The following is an 18149-nucleotide window of genomic DNA, read 5'->3' as shown; positions in this document are numbered from 1 at the left end:
TGGTGAAAAATAAGTCTATGGTATGATAATGGGAGATGACATTGTCTTTTATAAGAATATAGCAAGGAAGTGGAGTTATGGATTTATTTTCTATGGGAGAGGACAACGGGGGCGGACGGTTACTTGCGGACCGGATGAGACCGGAGAATCTGGATGAATATATTGGTCAAGAACATATCATAGGCCGGGGGAAGCTGTTGCGAAGAGCGATCGAGGCAGACCAGGTCTCTTCGATTTTACTCTATGGACCTCCTGGATGTGGCAAAACAACATTAGCTCATATCATTTCTCATCACACACAAGGTGAATTTGTACGCCTGAATGCGGTGGAGGCTTCTGTAAAGGATGTGCGGGAGGTCATTGAACGAGCTCAAAATAATAAAACACTTTACGGTTCTAAGACGATTCTTTTTCTGGACGAGGTGCATCGGTTTAACAGTTCACGTCAGGACGCGCTATTGCCAGCAGTAGAAAAAGGTACCATTACATTTATTGGCGCAACTACGGAGAACCCGTTCCATTACGTAAACGGAGCGCTTATGAGCCGTTCTACCCTGTTTCAGCTAGAGGCGCTAACGAGTGAACACAGTCTGGTCGCGATGCGCAGAGCTTTAGCAGACAAGGATAGAGGGCTTGGATTCATGGAGCTTCAGGTCGATGAAGAAGCATTGCTGCATATTGCTACCATGGCTAATGGAGATATCCGGCGGGCTTTAAATGCTCTGGAACTAGCAGCGTTAACTACTGCTCCGGAGGTAGACGGGAGTGTGCATATCACGCTGGAGGTGGCGGAAGAGTCGATTCGGCGCCCCATTGTGAAGGCAGATGAATCGACGCAGTATGATGTTCTGTCTGCTTTTCACAAAAGCATTCGAGGTTCTAGTGATGCCGCCTTGTTCTGGTTTCTATATGCGGTAGAGAAATTGGGGATGGACCCTATGACTTTTATTCGTCGCCTGATAGCAGCGAGCAGTGAAGATATTGGCTTAGCTAATCCCCAGGCTATGGTTCAAGCGGTAAGTGCGCTTGAAGCTTATAGAAATAACGGTTGGCCAGAAGCGAAGCTAAACATTGCGCAAGCCATTCTTTTCGCAGTGGAGAGTCCAAAGTCTAATGCCGTCTATACGGCTATTTCAAATGCAATGGCAAGTATGGATGAGATTAAATCCGCCGAGGTACCGCTACATTTACGTGATACACACTATAAAGGTGCTGCTGCACTAGGGCATGAAGGATATCAATATCCGCACAATTTTCCGGGGCATTATGTGAAACAGGAGTATCTGCCTAAGGAAATTTCTCAGCGTATTTTTTATCAAGCGACCGAGCAAGGAAATGAAATTAAGATCCGTCACAATCAAAGACTCCGACGAGAACAATAGTCCACCAGCAACTAAGATATTTTCCATTTTAATGCTAAAAAGCAAATAAATTTAAGGTGACATACAAAATATTTTTTTCCTAGAAAAAGGCGGCCTAGAGCCGTTTTTTTGTTGTCTACGTTACTTTTAATCACATGCATTGAAATTTTTTTTAGGAAATGATTGATAATTTACCATAAGTTAATTAAAATGAACTACAAAGTTACGGAGAAACAAGTTTTAATTCCGATGGAAGTACTTGTACTATTCTTAATGGTGTTAATAATCATAACAGTCAATGTTTTGATATGTTTCATGAAAAGAATGCTGTTTATATCAAAATTTACATAATATTTCATTGTGTAAATTTTGGAATTCTTGCCGATAGGGGGATTAATTTGAGCGAAGAATTACTAGAAATCAAAAATTTGTCGACATCGTTCAGGATCGAAGATGACTATTATGCTGCAGTAGATGATGTTACCCTGTCTGTTCGTAAAAATGAGATACTTGCTATTGTTGGAGAGTCCGGTTCTGGAAAAAGTGCGCTGGCCTTTTCAATTATGGGATTGCACACAAGGGCTAAAATAGACGGGCAAATCAAATACAAAGGTCAGGATATCGTTACTATGTCTCCTGCTGCGCTCAACAAGCTGCGCGGTCAAGAAATGTCTATGATTTTTCAAGATCCTTTATCCGCATTAAATCCGCTCATGATTATCGGTTCACAGATTGAAGAAGTACTCATCCTACATGATTCCAAGCTTTCGAAGAAGCAAAGAAAAGAGAAGGTCATTGATCTTTTGACCAAGGTTGGAATCTCCCGTCCCGAACATACATATCAGCAGTACCCCCACGAATTATCTGGTGGCATGAGGCAGAGGGTTGTGATTGCTATAGCGATTGCCAATGGCCCCAAGCTTTTGATCGCCGATGAGCCGACTACGGCACTAGATGTAACCATCCAATTGCAAATTCTTGAACTTATAAAAAAATTAAAAAACGATATGCAAGCAGGCATTATCTTAATTACCCATGATCTAGGGGTTGTGAGTGAAATGGCTGACCGGGTTGCGGTAATGTACGCGGGGCAAATCGTAGAAATCGCAGATATTTATACGTTAACGTCTAATCCGAAGCATCCATATACAAGATCATTGTTGAACTCCATACCAACCGTTAAAGAAGAGAAATCCAGACTTCACGTGATTCAGGGGATTGTTCCACCATTACAGAATCTTCCGCGTAAAGGATGCCGTTTCGCGGCCCGAACACCTTGGATTCCGGAATGGGAGCATGAGGAAAATCCGCAGCTGCATGAAGTAGGCCCTGGGCATTTTGTTCGCTGCACCTGCCATAATAACTTTCATTTCCCTGATACTAACGAGGAGGCAATCTACAATGGGACTTCTTGAGGTTAAAAATTTAGCAGTTCATTTTCCAATCCACGGCGGCGTTTTTCGAAGGGAAATTGGCGTAGTCAAGGCAGTTGATAATGTTAGTTTTACTATTGAAGCAGGCAAAACCTACGGCTTGGTTGGTGAATCCGGATCAGGGAAGACAACCACAGGCCGTGCAATTATCGGCCTCAATTCTATTACTAGCGGCAGTGTGGTTTTTGAAGGACAGGATTTGGCTTCAAAGGGTGTACGTAAGCAAAAAAATATCCGCAAGGACATTCAGATGATCTTTCAGGATCCGTACTCTTCCCTGAATCCTAAGAAACGAGTGCTGGATATTATTGCCGAACCCTTACGTAATTTCGAAAAGATGTCTCCGGGGGAAGAAAAAAGACGTGTGCAGGAGTTGCTGTTGCAGGTTGGATTAAGCCCTGAGAATATTCTGAAATATCCGCATGAATTCTCAGGTGGTCAGCGGCAGCGGATCGGTATCGCAAGAGCTATTGCGCTCAAACCGAAGTTGATTATTGCGGATGAACCTGTCTCTGCGCTGGATGTCTCTGTACAGGCACAGGTGCTCAATTTTATGCAGGATATACAAAAAGAGCTGAATCTTACCTTCCTATTTATCAGTCATGATCTCGGAATCATCAGACATATGTGCGATCACATCGGAATTATGTATAAAGGACGACATGTAGAGCAAGGGACTGCTAAAGATATTTTTGACAATCCTCGCCATATTTATACCAAACGTCTAATTGCTGCGATTCCTGATATTGATCCTAAGCAAAGAGAGAAGCAGACGGAGTTTAGAAAATCAGTAAGTCAGGAATATGAACAAGCGCACCGGAATTATTTTGATGAACAAGGCATGCCTTATCCATTGAAATCTATTTCCGAGACTCATCTGGTAGCCTTGCCTGAGAAAGGTTGAGAATATGTGGAAGATTATTGTTCGTAGAATTCTTATTATGATCCCTCAAATATTTCTATTAAGTATTCTTGTTTTTCTAATGGCGAAGGCGATGCCGGGAGATGCGTTATCAGGGATGCTTGATCCAAATATTGATCCTGCGGCTATCGATGCGATGAGAGAAAAGCTAGGCTTAAATGATCCATGGTACATCCAGTACTGGGATTGGATTACTAAAGCGATACAAGGGGATTTTGGTCAATCCTTCCGTTTCAAAATGCCTGTATCAGAGCTTATCGGTCAACGCCTCATGAATACACTTTGGCTGGCGATTGTCACACTGATTCTTACATACCTCATTGCTATTCCACTTGGTATTACTAGCGGTCGTTATAACGATTCATGGCTGGACCGGCTCATAACTGGATACACCTATATTGGCTTTGCCGCACCATTGTTTATTTTCGCTCTATTAATGGTATGGCTCTTCGGATTTCATCTTCATTGGTTTCCTACTAGCGGCAGTGTTAGTCCTGGAGAAGTTCCGGGCACGCTAAGCCACTTCTGGAGTAAGTTATACCATTTGCTACTCCCTGCTTTATCAATGGCTCTAATTGCAACGGTAGGAACGGTACAATATTTGCGGAATGAGATCATTGATACGAAACAAAAAGATTTTATCCTCACCGCAAGAGCAAAAGGTGCTTCAGAGTCGCGCGTCTACAATCGACATATATTGAGAAATTCCTTACTGCCAATTGCTGCATTTTTCGGATATGAGATTACTGGACTGATCGGCGGAACGGTGTTCGTTGAAAGTATCTTTAGTTATCCGGGTATGGGTATGTTGTTCCTCAGTTCGATAACAATTCGGGATTTCAGCGTAGTAACGGCTCTCGTTCTTCTATATGGGGTTGCTGCCATCGTCGGTGCCTTGTTATCAGACATTATCTTAAGTATCGTAGATCCGCGTATCCGGATTAAATAAGAAGATGAACACTTTGAGGTGAATAAAATGGCAAAGACAAGCGCAGAGTTAGCTCTGCTGCAGGAAACAGATAAAAGTCCATCAGGCTTCAGGATTGTTTGGCGTGAGATCGTGCGGGATAAACTGGCTTTGGTCTCACTGATTTTCCTATTTACGATTATTGCTGCCGTTTATGGGATTTCCTTATTTTTAGATCAAAAAGAGATTGTTACGGTTGACTTGTTCGCACTGTATGAGAAGCCTTCGGCTGTACACTGGCTGGGGACCGATTATGGAGGGCGGGATGTATTCGGTCAATTAATTATAGGCACACGAAATTCCATGTCGATTGCTTTTATGGTTACTTTTTTTACGGGAATCATCGGTATTCTAGTAGGTTTGTTCTCTGGATATTTTGGGGGAACGATAGATAATATTTCGATGCGTGTTGTAGATTTTTTCATGATTCTACCCTTTCTAATGATTGTTATAGCTTTCGTAAGTGCAGTTCCTAAATACAATACGTTAACCTTCTCCTTTATTATGACTGCCTTTCTATGGATGGGGATTGCCAGGTTAATTCGTTCTAAAACGCTACAAGAGAAGGAACTCGATTACGTTCAGGCATCGAAGACCTTAGGTTCTTCCAATCTTAAAATTATGTTCTCACAAGTGCTGCCGAACCTAAGCTCAATCATTATCGTAACGATGACCTTGAATTTGGCAGCTAATATTGGATTGGAATCCGGCCTATCCTTTCTAGGTTTTGGTTTTCCAGAAAGTACACCCAGTCTGGGTACTCTAGTAAGCTATGCGAGAAATCCGCAAACACTTGAGTTCAGATGGTGGATCTGGTTACCCGCATCACTGCTGATCCTGGTATTGATGTTGAGTATAAATAATGTGGGTCAAGCGCTTAAACGTGCGACCGACGCAAGACAAAGAAAAGGATAATAAGGGAGGAAATGATTAAATGAGAAAACCCATCCGTTCTAAGGCACTACTAGTTTCATTAATGTTTGTAATGTTGTTTGTCCTTGCAGCCTGTGGCTCCAAGAATAACAACGGAGCGGCTGAGTCAACAGCAGCCCCTAGTGCCAGTGCACCTGCGGAAACCGCAGAGGCTACTACAGCACCAGAAGCAGAAGACGGACTTTATAACATTAAAGATTTCAGTAATGTTAAGACAAATCAAGGCGAAGCTATTGATGGAGGCTCGATTACTTTTGGACTCGTTTCCGATAGTCCTTTTGAAGGTACTTTGAACTGGAACTTCTATTCCGGAGATCCAGATGCTCAAGTGTTGAATTGGTTTGATGAAGGCTTGTTAACATGGGATAAAGACTATGTATATACAAATGATGGTGCAGCAACGTATGAAGTCTCGGAGGATGGACGTACCTTTACCTTTACAATTCGCGACAATGTGAACTGGCAGGACGGCAAGCCAGTAACAGCAGAAGATTGGTTGTTCGCGCATGAAGTTATTGGTAACCCGAAATATGATGGTCCACGTTACGGTTCTGACTTTACCAATATTGAAGGTATGAATGAGTACCACTCTGGTAAGGCCAAGACCATTTCTGGTATTAAAGTACTGGGTGATAAGAAACTGCAAATTACTTACCTGAAATCTACACCTTCTCTGTTAACAGGCGGGGTATGGATTTATCCGTTAGCCAAACATATCTTTGGTGGTATGGATGTTGCTAAAATTTCCTCTTCTCCTGAATTACGTCAAAAGCCGATTGGCTTTGGAGCTTTCAAAGTGGAAAGCATTGTTCCTGGTGAATCTGTAGTATTCGTTAAGAATGATGATTACTGGCGTGGAGCTCCTAAACTGGATAAGGTAATTCTAAAGGTAATCAACCCTACAACGATTGTGCAAGAATTGAAATCTGGCGGCGTTGACTTGGTGGATGCGTTCCCTGTTGATCAATTCCCGGATAATGCAAAAATGTCAAACGTTGAATTCCTAGGTGCGATTGACCGTGCTTATACGTATATTGGATTTAAACTGGGAAAATGGGATGCAGAGAAAAAAGTTGTTGCTACCGATCCTAAAGCTAAAATGGCTGATGTGAACCTGCGTAAAGCCATGTGGGCTGCTGTAGATAATGATACAGTCGGTAAAAAATTCTATAACGGTCTGCGCTGGAATGCGACTACGCTGATCCCGCCGTCCCATCCTGAATTCCATGATGCTTCCAATCCAGGTGTAGCGTATGATCCAGAAGCAGCTAAGAAGATCCTCGATGACGCTGGTTACAAACTTAACGGTGAATTTAGAACGAATCCAGATGGCAGTGAGCTGAAGATTAATTTTATTTCAATGACTGGTGGAGATATTGCTGAACCGCTGGCTCAATATTATGTACAATCCTGGAAAGCGATTGGTCTGAATGTAACTTTGGAAATGGTAGAGTTTAATACCTTCTATGATCGCATTGGTCAAAATGGTGAGGATGATCCTACAGTTGATGTGTACCAAGGCGCTTGGGGTGTAGGGATTGACGTCGACCCATCAGGTCTATACGGTAAAGATGCGATCTATAACTTCCCTCGTTATGCAAGTGCAGAGAATGATCGTTTGCTCGCCGAAGGGGTTTCCGAAGCTGCATTTGATGTAGACAAACGTAAAGAGATCTATAAAGAATGGCAACAGCTTATGGTGAATGAGATCCCAGTTTTCCCTACGCTTTATCGTGCAGTATTAGCTCCGGTAAATAACCGTGTTCTTAACTTTGCGATTGGTGATGGAACAGGACTTTACTATAATGACATAGCAGTTTCTGCGGATAAAGCTGCAGTAGCTCAGTAATAAAGAAATAACTCAGAACAGCAGTTCAGGGAGAGCTTCCTGAACTGCTGTTTTTTATGTATTCTGTTTGGTGTTTCGTTTCTTGTTTCATCTTTCATCTTTTATCTTTCTTTTTAAATGTCTCTTAGCTATTTCTCCGCTCTGAAGCTGGCTAATTGTACTTTGTACAACTAAAACCTCACTCTAGAACTGCAAAGGTAATATAACTGTACTTCATACATCTATTTTCCGGATGTGAAGATAAATAAGGGATATCGGATGATTTTAACTGTACATACTACAACTAAATCGTAAAGGGATTCTCAAAACAAAGAAATAGCTGTATCAAATACAGCTATTTCTCAGGTCTACGTATGTTAGAGTTGATGCAGTTGTATAGAATACAATTTAAGCTTGCGCTGAAGGAACAACCTTTTCAGCATATTCGATCGTACCGCCACCGAGACATTGCTCCCCGAGGTAGAAGACAACGGCTTGGCCAGGCGTTATCGCTTTTTGTGGAACATCAAAGTCTACGTTTATCGTTCCGTCTTCCCGTGCTGTAAGGGTCACGCCTTGATCAGGCTGGCGATAGCGGAATTTGGCGGTGCATTTTAGCGGCTCAAGACCTAGCTCTTGTCCGTTAATCCAGTTTACACCGGAGGCAATCAGACTAGTGGAGTACAGGCTGTGGTGCTTGTCTCCTTGAACTACATAAAGAATGTTGCGGCTAAGGTCTTTTTCGGCTACAAACCAAGGTTCGCCATTACCGGAGCCACCAATGCCAAGGCCTTGGCGTTGACCTAATGTATAGTACATCAGTCCATCGTGGCGGCCTTTGATTTCTCCAGTGGTTATATCTATCATATCACCCGATTGTGCTGGAAGATACTGGCTGAGGAATTCGCGGAAGTTACGCTCACCGATGAAGCAAACGCCTGTGCTGTCTTTTTTCTTGGCAGTATAAAGTCCGGCTTCTTCGGCAATTCTCCGAACTTCCGGTTTCGGAAGATGACCAATCGGGAACATTGCTTTAGAGAGTTGATACTGTCCCAGCGCATTCAAAAAATAGGTCTGGTCTTTATTGTTGTCTACACCGCGAAGTAGCTTGTACACTCCATCTTCTTCTACAACACGTGCATAATGCCCAGTCGCTACATAATCGGCGCCAAGCTGAAGGGCTTTGTTCAGGAACTCTCCGAACTTAATCTCTCTGTTACACATGACGTCAGGATTCGGCGTCCGGCCAGCCTTATATTCATCGAGGAAATAAGAAAATACTTTATCGAAGTATTCCTTCTCGAAATTAACGGTATAGTAAGGAATATCAATCTGCTCGCAAACGCGGCGAACATCCTCCGCATCGCTTTCGGCCGTACATACTCCGAATTCGTCGGTATCGTCCCAATTTTTCATGAAGATGCCGATGACGTCATAGCCCTGCTGCTTGAGCAGAAGCGCCGTGACGGAGGAATCGACCCCTCCGGACATGCCGACGACGACACGGGTGTCTTGTTTTGCTTTTGTCATCGTAATCACCATTTCTGTACCCAAAATACCGGTCATTCATGGAACACCCGGCTCAAAAGGTATTATAACATACCTGTCTACAGTAAACCCTAAAATAAGAGGCTAAGAATAGAAAAATGTCCACCAGGGGTGAACATTCTTGCAAAATGTTTCGTTTTCCATTTCATTTGTGACTTCGAATATGATAACATAAACTAAGAGTAATCATCGGAATACCTTGATATGACATACGCATGACTTACCGAATCAATAGTATACAATAACTAGAAACTAAACCGAAAGAGGTGCCCCTTTGAAAATATCAACCAAAGGACGTTACGGACTAACAATTATGATGGAGCTTGCACTGAAATTTGGTGAAGGACCGACCTCACTTAAGAGTATTGCTGAAAAAAATGGACTTTCCGAGCATTATCTGGAGCAACTCATTGCTCCTTTGCGTAACGCAGGACTTGTAAAAAGTATTCGTGGCGCATACGGTGGATACATTTTATCACGTGAGGCCAGTTCTATCACAGCGGGTGACATCATTCGTGTGCTAGAGGGTCCAATTTCTCCAGTAGATTTCACTGAAGAGGATGATGCGGCAAAACGCGATTTATGGTTGCGTATTCGCGACAGCATTGCCGATGTACTGGATTCCACAACGCTTCATGACTTGATTAATTATAAAGAAGAGAGCTTGGCGGACAACTATATGTTCTACATCTAGGTATTTCACATGGAATAATAAACTTAAAAAAGCCCCCCTTTTGGGGGCTTTTTTAAGTTTATTAGAGCTTATTGATTATCACCAAACCAGATGTTCTCTGTACCAGTCCGCGTGTCTGTCCATACGCTCACTAGACGGCCTGTTTGGGGGACAATGGCATTGCCGATGTAGTCCCCAATCAGGGGAATGCCGGTGACGTCAAAGGAAGTTGTCGTTATACGGGTGTTTGTATACGTCATCCCTCCATCTCTAGATGTAGCTAGATAAACATCAAGGTTGAGGGGATTGACTCGATTAGTGTAATAAGTAACGAATATTGCACCATCCGCAGGGGATACGGTGATGGCTGGGAAAAAGTTTTGGGAGCCTGCTGGACTGCCCGTAATGGAGATTGGTGTACCCCAATCCACACCAAAATTCGTGGAAGTAGCAAGGAAAATATCGGAATAACCTTCTCGAAAATCTTGCCATACAGCATAGACATTACCTTGCGTCGTCGGGGCATTAGAAATATCCGCTGCGAGGGAAGGGTATGTCAGACATCTAAATGTATATCCCGGCAATGGATCTGGTGGGACTACAACACTGGCGACCATCGTTTCTGGGGTGAAAGTGACCCCGCCGTCTGGGGAGGTGCGAATTTTAAGATCAGTATTACCGGGAGGCTGATTGATCCATCCCACGACAACAATCCCATTTAATGTAATGGCTATACCGGGAAATTCTTCAAATTCTTCGACTGAAGACAGCAGGACGGGACTGAAATAAGTATTACCGCTATCTAGGGAACGATTGAAGAATATCGTATTTCCTGGTATGAATTGTGTGTTGTAATCATGCGTATAACCAGTATAAACATTTCCAAAAAAGGGACTTGATCCAGCCTTGTCGGTGACAACGACCACCTGATCATCATTCACAAACTGTCCAAATCCTTGATTCACGATGACTGGTGGACTGAATGAAGAGGCGTTGTCGACAGAAGTGTAGGAAACAATCGACCCGCTGAGACCGTCTGAATCGAAGGCATGAGCCAATACTACGAAGGTGGTCGGAAAAATATAATCAATATGTGGTGCTTCGATGCCAGCAAATCCTACCGGTAACGGTAATAACGTTGTTGTCCAAGTGGCACCTGCGTCAATAGATTTGTACAAACCTATATTGGGAGGGCCTGCTCGAAGATCTACAGCTACGGCGACCATAACCGAAGGATTAAGCCAATTTACCGCGATGGTGGGCTCGAATTGAGCGCTTGTGCTCGGCGAAAGTTGAATATTAACCATACAAAACTCCTTATCTTAATAGAGTTTTCGGTATTTACGGGTTCAGCTGAGCTATGAAAGTAAGTTCGGATTGCAGCACTCTTTGGTGAGGGATGACGTTTCCTGATGAATCCGTTCCGAATACCGTAATAATCGTGTCTGCCGGTGCATTTCCGGTTACGAGAAATTGAACTTCATATGCTGAATTGCCTGCAATTGTAAAACCGAGAAGCTGGCTGGTGTTAGCATTAACATTCAATGAGCTGGAGTAGACTAAAGCCTTACTAACAAAGGTATTCCATACATAAACGTGATAGACTACGTTAGATGAAAAACTTAGGTTATCATTGTCGATATTAATGATCAGATTGGATGCGGGGGTAGTCCCTGTATTCGTAATGATGCCTGTTGTTGTTGCCATGAGCTTCACCTCTTCTATTAGTTTGATATATATATATGAATTAAGATTCGTTGTGTTTGGACAAGGGAATCAGAAAAATGGCGGAAATTGGAAATGTGAGAGGTATGCTATTATTCCATGAATCCCCCCGTCTTCCTGCCTCACAACTATCTGCTTCTGATTGAATAAGTTGATAGTATCCCAAGAGGAGGAGTGAGGAAATGCCTTATACAACAGGTCTTATTACGAATACGAGAGCAACTGGTACTGCAGCAAGTAATGTAGTGGTCAGTGTTCGTAACACAAGTAATGCGAATGCAATGATAATTGTCGAGGTCTTCGGTGTTCCGTATTCAACGCTTGCGCTTACCCCGCTTTATGTCACTGGTTATTATGTTCCAGCAATGAGTTCTGATATCAGAGAGTTCTTCATTGCAGGTAATGTCTCATATGAGGTTCAGATAAATACCTCTTTTCCATTAGCAAATGTAGTATGTTCCGTGTATGGATTGGACGAGTTCGGAAATCTCGTTACCGATCAGAGAGTGCTTCAATCTGAATTAACGCAGATTTCCGCACTTTCTATACCTGTATAAGTGATTTTGGAAATCAAGAAGCAATCACCGATAGAAACAGGTGGTTGCTTTTTTTTAGGCGCAATAAAAGCTCTTAGAGGCATTCACACAGGCACAAAGGTGGAATTTAAATATACTAATTTTATACTCCAATGTAGAGAGAGGTAAAAATAATGGCGGATGTAGGAGTAGTTATGCCTTTGTATACCCAAAAGCCGGAATTCCTCCGGCAAGCTCTGGAGTCTGTTCTGCGCCAAACCTTCACCGAATTTCGACTGATCATTGTAATTGATGGTGCGCCAGAAATGGAACCGCTTGTGAGATCTATAATTGCCGAGGATCCAAGGGTAACTATTATCCCATATGTACAGAACAGGGGTATTGCATATGCGCTCAATACGGGCTTTGATCTTTTATTTAGCGAACCCAGTATCCAGTATTTGAGCTGGGTCTCCAGCGATAATGTTTATGAACCCCGTTTTCTCGAAATCCTTCGAGGGGCACTAGTGAAGGGGCCGCAGGAGCTAGGAATCGTGTATAGTTCTTTTCAAAGTATAGATAACGAGGGAAATCTGCTTCATAACGAACATCAACTAGCTACTCAGCGAAATTACCAGTCACAGCCTAAAGAGAGATTGCTGGATTACTCGCTTATTGGTGTTTCATTCATGTACAAATCGCAGGTTGCGAAGCTTGTTGGGGGGTACGGAATGGAGCCGGTGGAGGATTATGATTACTGGCTGAGACTTGCTGAACATTGTGATATTCGCTTTATCCCCGTGGAGCTGGTGAATTATCGTGTGGACTCTACCTTTAGTGTATCTGCACAGTTACATTCCACTGAAAATCATCGGAGATGGAGATATTCGTACCACTTGACCCGCCATCAGGCGCGATTCCGTAGAGGGATTCCTCCCATGATTACCGTTTTATTTCCTGTAGTAAATGCTGGTGCGGAGGAAATAGCGAGGATAGAGAATTTGTATGAACAGACGTATAGCAATTATGAGTGCCGGGTGCTGGATTTATCACTTACGGGTCAACCATCTGTTCTAATAGGTTCAATCCCTCATCCTGCAACGGAGTTCGTTTATATGCCAGGAGTTGTGGAGTCACATGCGATTTGTGGAGCGCTTGAGCACTTGTCCACTCCTTACACGATAGTTTTAGGTCCCAAAATTTTCATAGGAGCACTCGATATTGAATACATGCTGGAGGCTTTGATTACAACCGGTGGGGACACGATCTCCAATTATTATACGGATGATCATAGCTTGATTGGATTCCGGCATAGACATGTCCCATCGACCAAAACTCACTACTATAATGAGCTGTTTCGAAGCACAGATTTGTATGATTTGTTGAAAATCCATTTTTCCTAAAATAATATGTGAATGAGTGATCGTAATGAAGATTTTGTTCACCTTCTTCAACCCGAGCGGCGGCATGCAGACCCTGAACCGAGTGCGCTGCCAAGCATTACATGATCGCGGTGTAGAGTGTCATTTATTGTACACACACCCTGGAAAAGGGCAACAAAATATCCCTAATATTCAAACCTATATTACCAATAATGATGACGAGCTCAGGGGATTGCTCACTCGAGAAGCTTTTGACTTGATTGTAGTGTGTACGGATATTTACTTAGCGGAGAGGTTCAGAGGGTTTGGTTACAAGGGGCCGCTTGTTTTTGAGGTGCAGGGATTGGGGACGTTAGATGAAGCGGAGCAAGTTATTAGTAATTTTAATGAGCGGATTCACAAGCTAACCGATGCGCTGCTCTATCCAGAAACGACCCATTTGCAGACGCTTTTCAAAGGTGGATTCCCATCCATTTCTCAATATTGCTTTGACAATCCGATCGATTGCGATCAGTTTGGATATACCAATTATCCCGCCAAAAGCTTTCCTATCCTCGGCTGGGTAGGACGAATTCAAACGAATAAGAACTGGAGAGAGTTTCTACAAATCGGACAACGGCTGCTGGCGATCCATCCCGAGCTTTATTTATGGATTTTTCAGGATGATACGTTGTTTGAGCCGGAGCAAAAAGAGAGTTTCGAACAATTTGTAGCCGAGACAGGGATTTCTTCACGTTTGATTTCGTATTCCAATGTTCCTCATGGGCAAATGGCAGATTATATGAGCATTATTGGTGACTCAGGAGGATTGCTCTGTTCCACCTCTATTCTCGAGGGATTTGGGTACGCCGTAGCCGAGGCGATGTTGTGTCGTTGTCCTGTTCTTACTACGGATTCGGATGGCATTCGGAGACTTGTCATTAATAATCATACTGGAAAAATATACACAAGAGGGCAGCTGGATGAAGCTGTGAATGCTGCTTTATCTTTAATGCATGATCCTGCACTGCGGGACAGAATTAGGATGAATGGCGAATGGCATATCCGAAACAATCTTTCCTCCGGGCTGTATGCGGATAGATTTCTCCAGATGGCTCATCAATTGATCAGACGCCGGTCTAAGATCGAGCGTCGATGGTCTTAACTCTGCGGTTAAGCCGCAGGGTTAAGATGTTTTTTAAATATAAAAATTTATATGCTTACGTTATAAATTATCCTCCATTTCTCGCATAAACACTTACCATCCTCATAAGGACGCCAAAGGCGTTTATGCTTGTGCCTCTTCAATTAATTCCTCAGTATCATTCCTAACATTTCCGACAGCCGGGGAAACTGGATAGGTTCTCATTAGTTGTTGATCATACGGTTTCAGGAGCTTTATTAGAGAGGTAATGTCCTGATTGCCCCGATCCAGCCATTCTGCCTCATCCTCAGGCTTCAAAATAACCGGCATGCGGTTATGGATTTCAGCCATTAGATCGTTCGGAGTAGTCGTTATAATCGTGCAGGTACTTAGTTTATTACCCTCAGGGTCCATCCAAATATCATATAATCCGGCCATGGAGAAAATCCCCCCATCGCGCATCACGATCCGCATGGGTTGTTTGTTGCTACCTTGCACCTTCCATTCGTAGAAGCCATCAGAAGGGATAATGCAGCGGCGTGAGCTTACTAAGCGCTTGAAAGAAGGCTTCTCCAGTAGTGATTCTGCCCGTGCATTGATCATTTTACTGCCGATTTTGTCATCCTTTGCCCATGAAGGAACCAGACCCCAACGAAGTTCCCCAAGCTTATTGCTGGAGCCTGTATGAATGACTGCCGGAATTTGCTGCATGGGCGCGGCGTTATATTTAGGGGCATAGTGGATAATGGTTGAATCATTCGCAAAATATCTGACCATCAACTCTTCCATAGTGACGGTTATTGTATAGCGTCCGCACATGATTTACACTCCCTAGTCAGTAGATTAGAAGTTCACTCCGTTTACAGCTTAATTTCATCATGTTATGCTCGGAATATTTCTTATTATAAACGAAGCGGAATGAATGAAGAAAGAGGTGCTCATTGGTGATTTTGGTAAGCTCTTGTCTAGCTGGCATGAAGGTGAGATATAATGGTACGGATTGTTTGGATGAGAAAATTCAGAAGCTTTTGAATGAGAATCAAGCAATTGCTGTGTGTCCAGAATTGCTGGGAGGATTCGCAACGCCTAGAGAACCAGCTGAAATCATTGGTGGGAATGGCGAGGATGTGCTGGCAGGAACGGCTAAAGTAGTGGATCGATCAGGTACAGATGTTACAGATATGTATTTAGAGGGTGCTTATATCACGCTTGCAAAAGCCCAAGAGGTATCAGCTACGATGGTAGTGCTTAAAGAAAACAGTCCTTCTTGCGGCAGCAGTATGATTTATAATGGGGAATTCAAAGGTAAGAAAATAGCGGGAAATGGCGTTACTACAGCTTTACTTAGAAAAAATGGCATTGAGGTAACCTCTGAAGAGAACTGGCTATTATAATCCTAGCTTTCATAGGGAAATGATTACAATATTGTGTTCTTTCGCTTGTGGAAAACTCACTTCTCGCGCGGTATAATTTAATAGTTGCAAGTATAAACGTCTTCGGCGTCCTTTTAAGGACGGTTAGCGTTTTAAGCGAGAATTATAAGAATAATGTATAAGGTGAAACTTATGCCTTCTTATATACTTAGAAGAACTAGTTTCCTATACTCTAGAAGCGGAGAAATGAATATGAAATCCATCTATTTGGACCACGCCGCATCAACCCCGGTTCATCCCGAGGTGGCTAAGGTCATGCTGAATATAATGACAGAACAATACGGAAATGCATCTAGTGTACATCAGTTCGGGCGTTCAGCTAAAAGAATATTGAACGGGGCGCGCGATAATATCGCCGCCTTTTTGGGCTGTTCACCTGACGAGTGGGTGTTCACTGGAGGCGGCACCGAGAGCGATAATTTAGCGCTCTATGGAGCAGCAGCTGCAGTTTCCCATAAAGGAAAACATATTATCACCACCCAGATCGAGCATCATGCAGTGTTACATACCTGCGAAGAGCTAGAGAAGGAAGGCTTCAAAGTTACCTATCTTCCTGTGGATTCGACGGGCAGGGTATCTGTTACAGACATAGAGGCTGTATTGCAGGAAGACACGGTGTTGATCAGCGTAATGTATGCCAACAATGAGATCGGCACCGTTCAGCCCATCCAAGGGATTGGTCAGCTTGCCAAAGAACGGGGTATTCTGTTCCATGTAGATGCTGTACAAGCACTTGGTGCCCTTCCAATTACATTGCGGGAGCTTCCAGTAGATTACATGAGCTTTACTGCTCATAAGATCAACGGGCCTCAAGGGATCGGTGGTTTATATGTTCGGAGTGGAGCGCCACTGCATCCAAGACTTCATGGCGGCCTTCAGGAGCGCGGCAGACGTGCCGGAACAGAGAATCTAGCCGGAGCAGCAGGGTTTGCCAAAGCCGTTGAAATAGCGGTTGAGGGTCTGTCAGAACGTCAACAGAATATGAAGCTCCTGCGCAGTAGACTACTCGAGGAGCTGGATTCTCTGATTGGACAGGAGCGTTACTCGCTTAACGGTAATACCGAGCATTTTTTACCTAGTATTCTGAATTTGAGCTTCCCAGGGGCTGGGACAGATATTATGCTGATGAACCTGGATATGGAGGGAATTGCGGCAGCAAGCGGTTCAGCTTGCACCTCAGGATCCCTGGAAATATCTCATGTTCTGAGAGCAATGGGACTTCCTCAAAATATTTTAGAGTCTGCGATTCGATTTAGTATTGGTTTGGGTAATACTACTGAAGAAATCGAGTACGTTGCTCGAAAAGTTGAAACCATTTTGAATCGCCTGCGTAAATGAGACTAGTTACTCTAGGTTTCGATCTGTATCGAGGCGATTCGGGCTTTTGGCTTTCTGAGAACTCGTAAGTACACTCAAAGTGAGGGGACCGAGGCAGCCATGAGACTTCAAGATCTGATCGGCTTGGCTGTATTTGAAGTTGAAGAGGGGAATGAAATCGGCAAGATTGTCGATATCCTACTCGATTCAAACTGGAATATTACGGGTATTGAACTGGAAAGCAAATCTTTTTTTGGCGGCCATGTGAAATTTGTGGCATGGAAAGATATTGTGGCCTACGGCGAGGATGCTGTCATGATTCGTAGTAAAGAGTCGATTGATAAGACAGATGCCGATCATATACCTTGTACTTTTCTATTAGGAAAGAACAAACTTAAGGATTTGAAAGTACTGACTACAACTGGAACTATACTTGGACGAATATCGGATGTTTATTTTGACCAAAAGTTGGGAAACACAATAGGAGCGCTGGAAATCAGTGACGGGCTTGTGACTGATTTGATCGAAGGCCGCAAATGGCTGCCTTGTTCTGATGAGATGTCCATTGGTGAGAATGCTTTAATGGTTCCTGCAATGAGCGAAGAACGGCTACAAAAAGCCATTAATATTGTTAACGGATAGGTGGAATGTATTATATGAAGTGTCCAAACTGTAACTCTAAAGATATCGGAAAGATTGGTTCCCACCAGTTCTATTGCTGGGGCTGTTTCATTGAATTGACGGTAAACGGCGAGAAAATGTCGGTGTATCAAGTTGAAGAAGATGGCACACTCAGCTCGCTGGACGATCTGTTCTCCGGGGATGATATGACTCAGGATTTCCCGCAAATTCATGCGTCGTCTTAACTATGAATCTTGCTTTGTAAGCAAGAATGATCTAGGTACTTAAAGCGTCAATCTCCTTACAGTTGAAATCAGCTGCAGGGTTATTGGCGCTTTTTTTGGGGCTCCCCGCAAAGTACCTGAATC

Annotated in this window: 18 protein-coding genes; 14 read left to right on the top strand and 4 right to left on the bottom strand. The window is 43.3% G+C overall.

From position 1 onward, the window contains the following. Positions 1 to 77 precede the first annotated feature (77 nt). The 6 genes from CA598_RS22425 to CA598_RS22400 all read left to right on the top strand — a co-directional run bounded on the left by CA598_RS22425 (position 78) and on the right by CA598_RS22400 (position 7465). A complete protein-coding gene (locus CA598_RS22425; RefSeq protein WP_094873683.1) occupies positions 78 to 1382 on the top strand; it encodes a replication-associated recombination protein A in 1305 nt (434 codons plus the stop codon). A gap of 377 nt (positions 1383 to 1759) precedes the next feature. Then, positions 1760 to 2776: an ABC transporter ATP-binding protein gene (locus tag CA598_RS22420; protein WP_094873685.1), complete on the top strand. Its 1017-nt coding sequence runs from the start codon at positions 1760 to 1762 to the stop codon at positions 2774 to 2776. Then, on the top strand, positions 2763 to 3698 hold the full coding sequence (locus CA598_RS22415) for an ABC transporter ATP-binding protein (RefSeq protein ID WP_094873687.1): 936 nt from the start codon (positions 2763 to 2765) through the stop codon (positions 3696 to 3698). Before CA598_RS22420 ends, CA598_RS22415 begins: the two co-directional genes overlap by 14 nt. A gap of 4 nt (positions 3699 to 3702) precedes the next feature. Continuing rightward, positions 3703 to 4665 carry an oligopeptide ABC transporter permease gene (gene opp4B, locus CA598_RS22410; RefSeq protein WP_076284831.1) on the top strand — a complete coding sequence of 321 codons (963 nt, stop codon included), beginning with the start codon at positions 3703 to 3705 and terminating at the stop codon, positions 4663 to 4665. A 27-nt stretch (positions 4666 to 4692) separates the two neighbouring features. Further along, positions 4693 to 5598 (top strand): ABC transporter permease, encoded by a 906-nt coding sequence (locus tag CA598_RS22405; protein ID WP_042191070.1) that lies wholly within the window; start codon positions 4693 to 4695, stop codon positions 5596 to 5598. A gap of 19 nt (positions 5599 to 5617) precedes the next feature. After that, positions 5618 to 7465, top strand: coding sequence for an oligopeptide ABC transporter substrate-binding protein (locus CA598_RS22400; RefSeq protein ID WP_094877947.1), 1848 nt, complete (start codon positions 5618 to 5620; stop codon positions 7463 to 7465). Between the two features lie 387 nt (positions 7466 to 7852). Here the strand turns inward: CA598_RS22400 and mnmA are convergent, their stop codons facing one another. Next, positions 7853 to 8974, bottom strand: coding sequence for a tRNA 2-thiouridine(34) synthase MnmA (gene mnmA, locus CA598_RS22395; RefSeq protein ID WP_179283735.1), 1122 nt, complete (start codon positions 8972 to 8974; stop codon positions 7853 to 7855). Positions 8975 to 9266: 292 nt separating this feature from the next. Here mnmA and cymR point away from each other — a divergent pair, with 292 nt between their 5' ends. Next, complete coding sequence (cymR, locus tag CA598_RS22390) at positions 9267 to 9686, top strand: cysteine metabolism transcriptional regulator CymR (protein WP_094877946.1); 420 nt, start codon at positions 9267 to 9269, stop codon at positions 9684 to 9686. Positions 9687 to 9754: 68 nt separating this feature from the next. Here the strand turns inward: cymR and CA598_RS22385 are convergent, their stop codons facing one another. Further along, on the bottom strand, positions 9755 to 10972 hold the full coding sequence (locus CA598_RS22385) for a sialidase family protein (protein ID WP_094877945.1): 1218 nt from the start codon (positions 10970 to 10972) through the stop codon (positions 9755 to 9757). 34 nt (positions 10973 to 11006) lie between these two features. Beyond that, positions 11007 to 11372: a hypothetical protein gene (locus tag CA598_RS22380; RefSeq protein ID WP_094877944.1), complete on the bottom strand. Its 366-nt coding sequence runs from the start codon at positions 11370 to 11372 to the stop codon at positions 11007 to 11009. A 200-nt stretch (positions 11373 to 11572) separates the two neighbouring features. Here CA598_RS22380 and CA598_RS22375 point away from each other — a divergent pair, with 200 nt between their 5' ends. The 3 genes from CA598_RS22375 to CA598_RS22365 all read left to right on the top strand — a co-directional run bounded on the left by CA598_RS22375 (position 11573) and on the right by CA598_RS22365 (position 14431). After that, on the top strand, positions 11573 to 11947 hold the full coding sequence (locus CA598_RS22375; RefSeq protein WP_094877943.1) for a hypothetical protein: 375 nt from the start codon (positions 11573 to 11575) through the stop codon (positions 11945 to 11947). A gap of 152 nt (positions 11948 to 12099) precedes the next feature. Then, a complete protein-coding gene (locus tag CA598_RS22370; protein ID WP_094877942.1) occupies positions 12100 to 13308 on the top strand; it encodes a glycosyltransferase family 2 protein in 1209 nt (402 codons plus the stop codon). Positions 13309 to 13333: 25 nt separating this feature from the next. Continuing rightward, positions 13334 to 14431 carry a glycosyltransferase family 4 protein gene (locus CA598_RS22365; RefSeq protein ID WP_094877941.1) on the top strand — a complete coding sequence of 366 codons (1098 nt, stop codon included), beginning with the start codon at positions 13334 to 13336 and terminating at the stop codon, positions 14429 to 14431. Between the two features lie 123 nt (positions 14432 to 14554). Here CA598_RS22365 and CA598_RS22360 read toward each other — a convergent pair whose 3' ends face one another. Continuing rightward, positions 14555 to 15229, bottom strand: a complete 675-nt coding sequence (locus tag CA598_RS22360; protein ID WP_094877940.1) for an SOS response-associated peptidase — start codon at positions 15227 to 15229, stop codon at positions 14555 to 14557. A gap of 125 nt (positions 15230 to 15354) precedes the next feature. Between CA598_RS22360 and CA598_RS22355 the strand changes: the two genes are divergently transcribed. From CA598_RS22355 to CA598_RS22340, 4 genes are all read left to right on the top strand, one after another. Next, positions 15355 to 15804 carry a 2-thiouracil desulfurase family protein gene (locus CA598_RS22355; protein WP_094873709.1) on the top strand — a complete coding sequence of 150 codons (450 nt, stop codon included), beginning with the start codon at positions 15355 to 15357 and terminating at the stop codon, positions 15802 to 15804. A 231-nt stretch (positions 15805 to 16035) separates the two neighbouring features. Then, entirely contained in the window at positions 16036 to 17181 is a 1146-nt protein-coding gene (locus CA598_RS22350; protein ID WP_094877939.1) for a cysteine desulfurase family protein, read from the top strand. Positions 17182 to 17280: 99 nt separating this feature from the next. After that, positions 17281 to 17802: a PRC-barrel domain-containing protein gene (locus CA598_RS22345; RefSeq protein ID WP_042191050.1), complete on the top strand. Its 522-nt coding sequence runs from the start codon at positions 17281 to 17283 to the stop codon at positions 17800 to 17802. Positions 17803 to 17816: 14 nt separating this feature from the next. Beyond that, entirely contained in the window at positions 17817 to 18026 is a 210-nt protein-coding gene (locus CA598_RS22340; RefSeq protein WP_036677557.1) for a hypothetical protein, read from the top strand. The last annotated feature ends 123 nt before the right edge of the window (positions 18027 to 18149 follow it).

Origin of the sequence: Paenibacillus sp. VTT E-133291, from assembly GCF_002264395.1 — a bacterium.
GTDB lineage: Bacteria > Bacillota > Bacilli > Paenibacillales > Paenibacillaceae > Paenibacillus_AQ > Paenibacillus_AQ nitricinens.
Note: the sequence above shows the minus strand (reverse complement) of the source record. Positions and strands in the feature narration are given on the sequence as shown.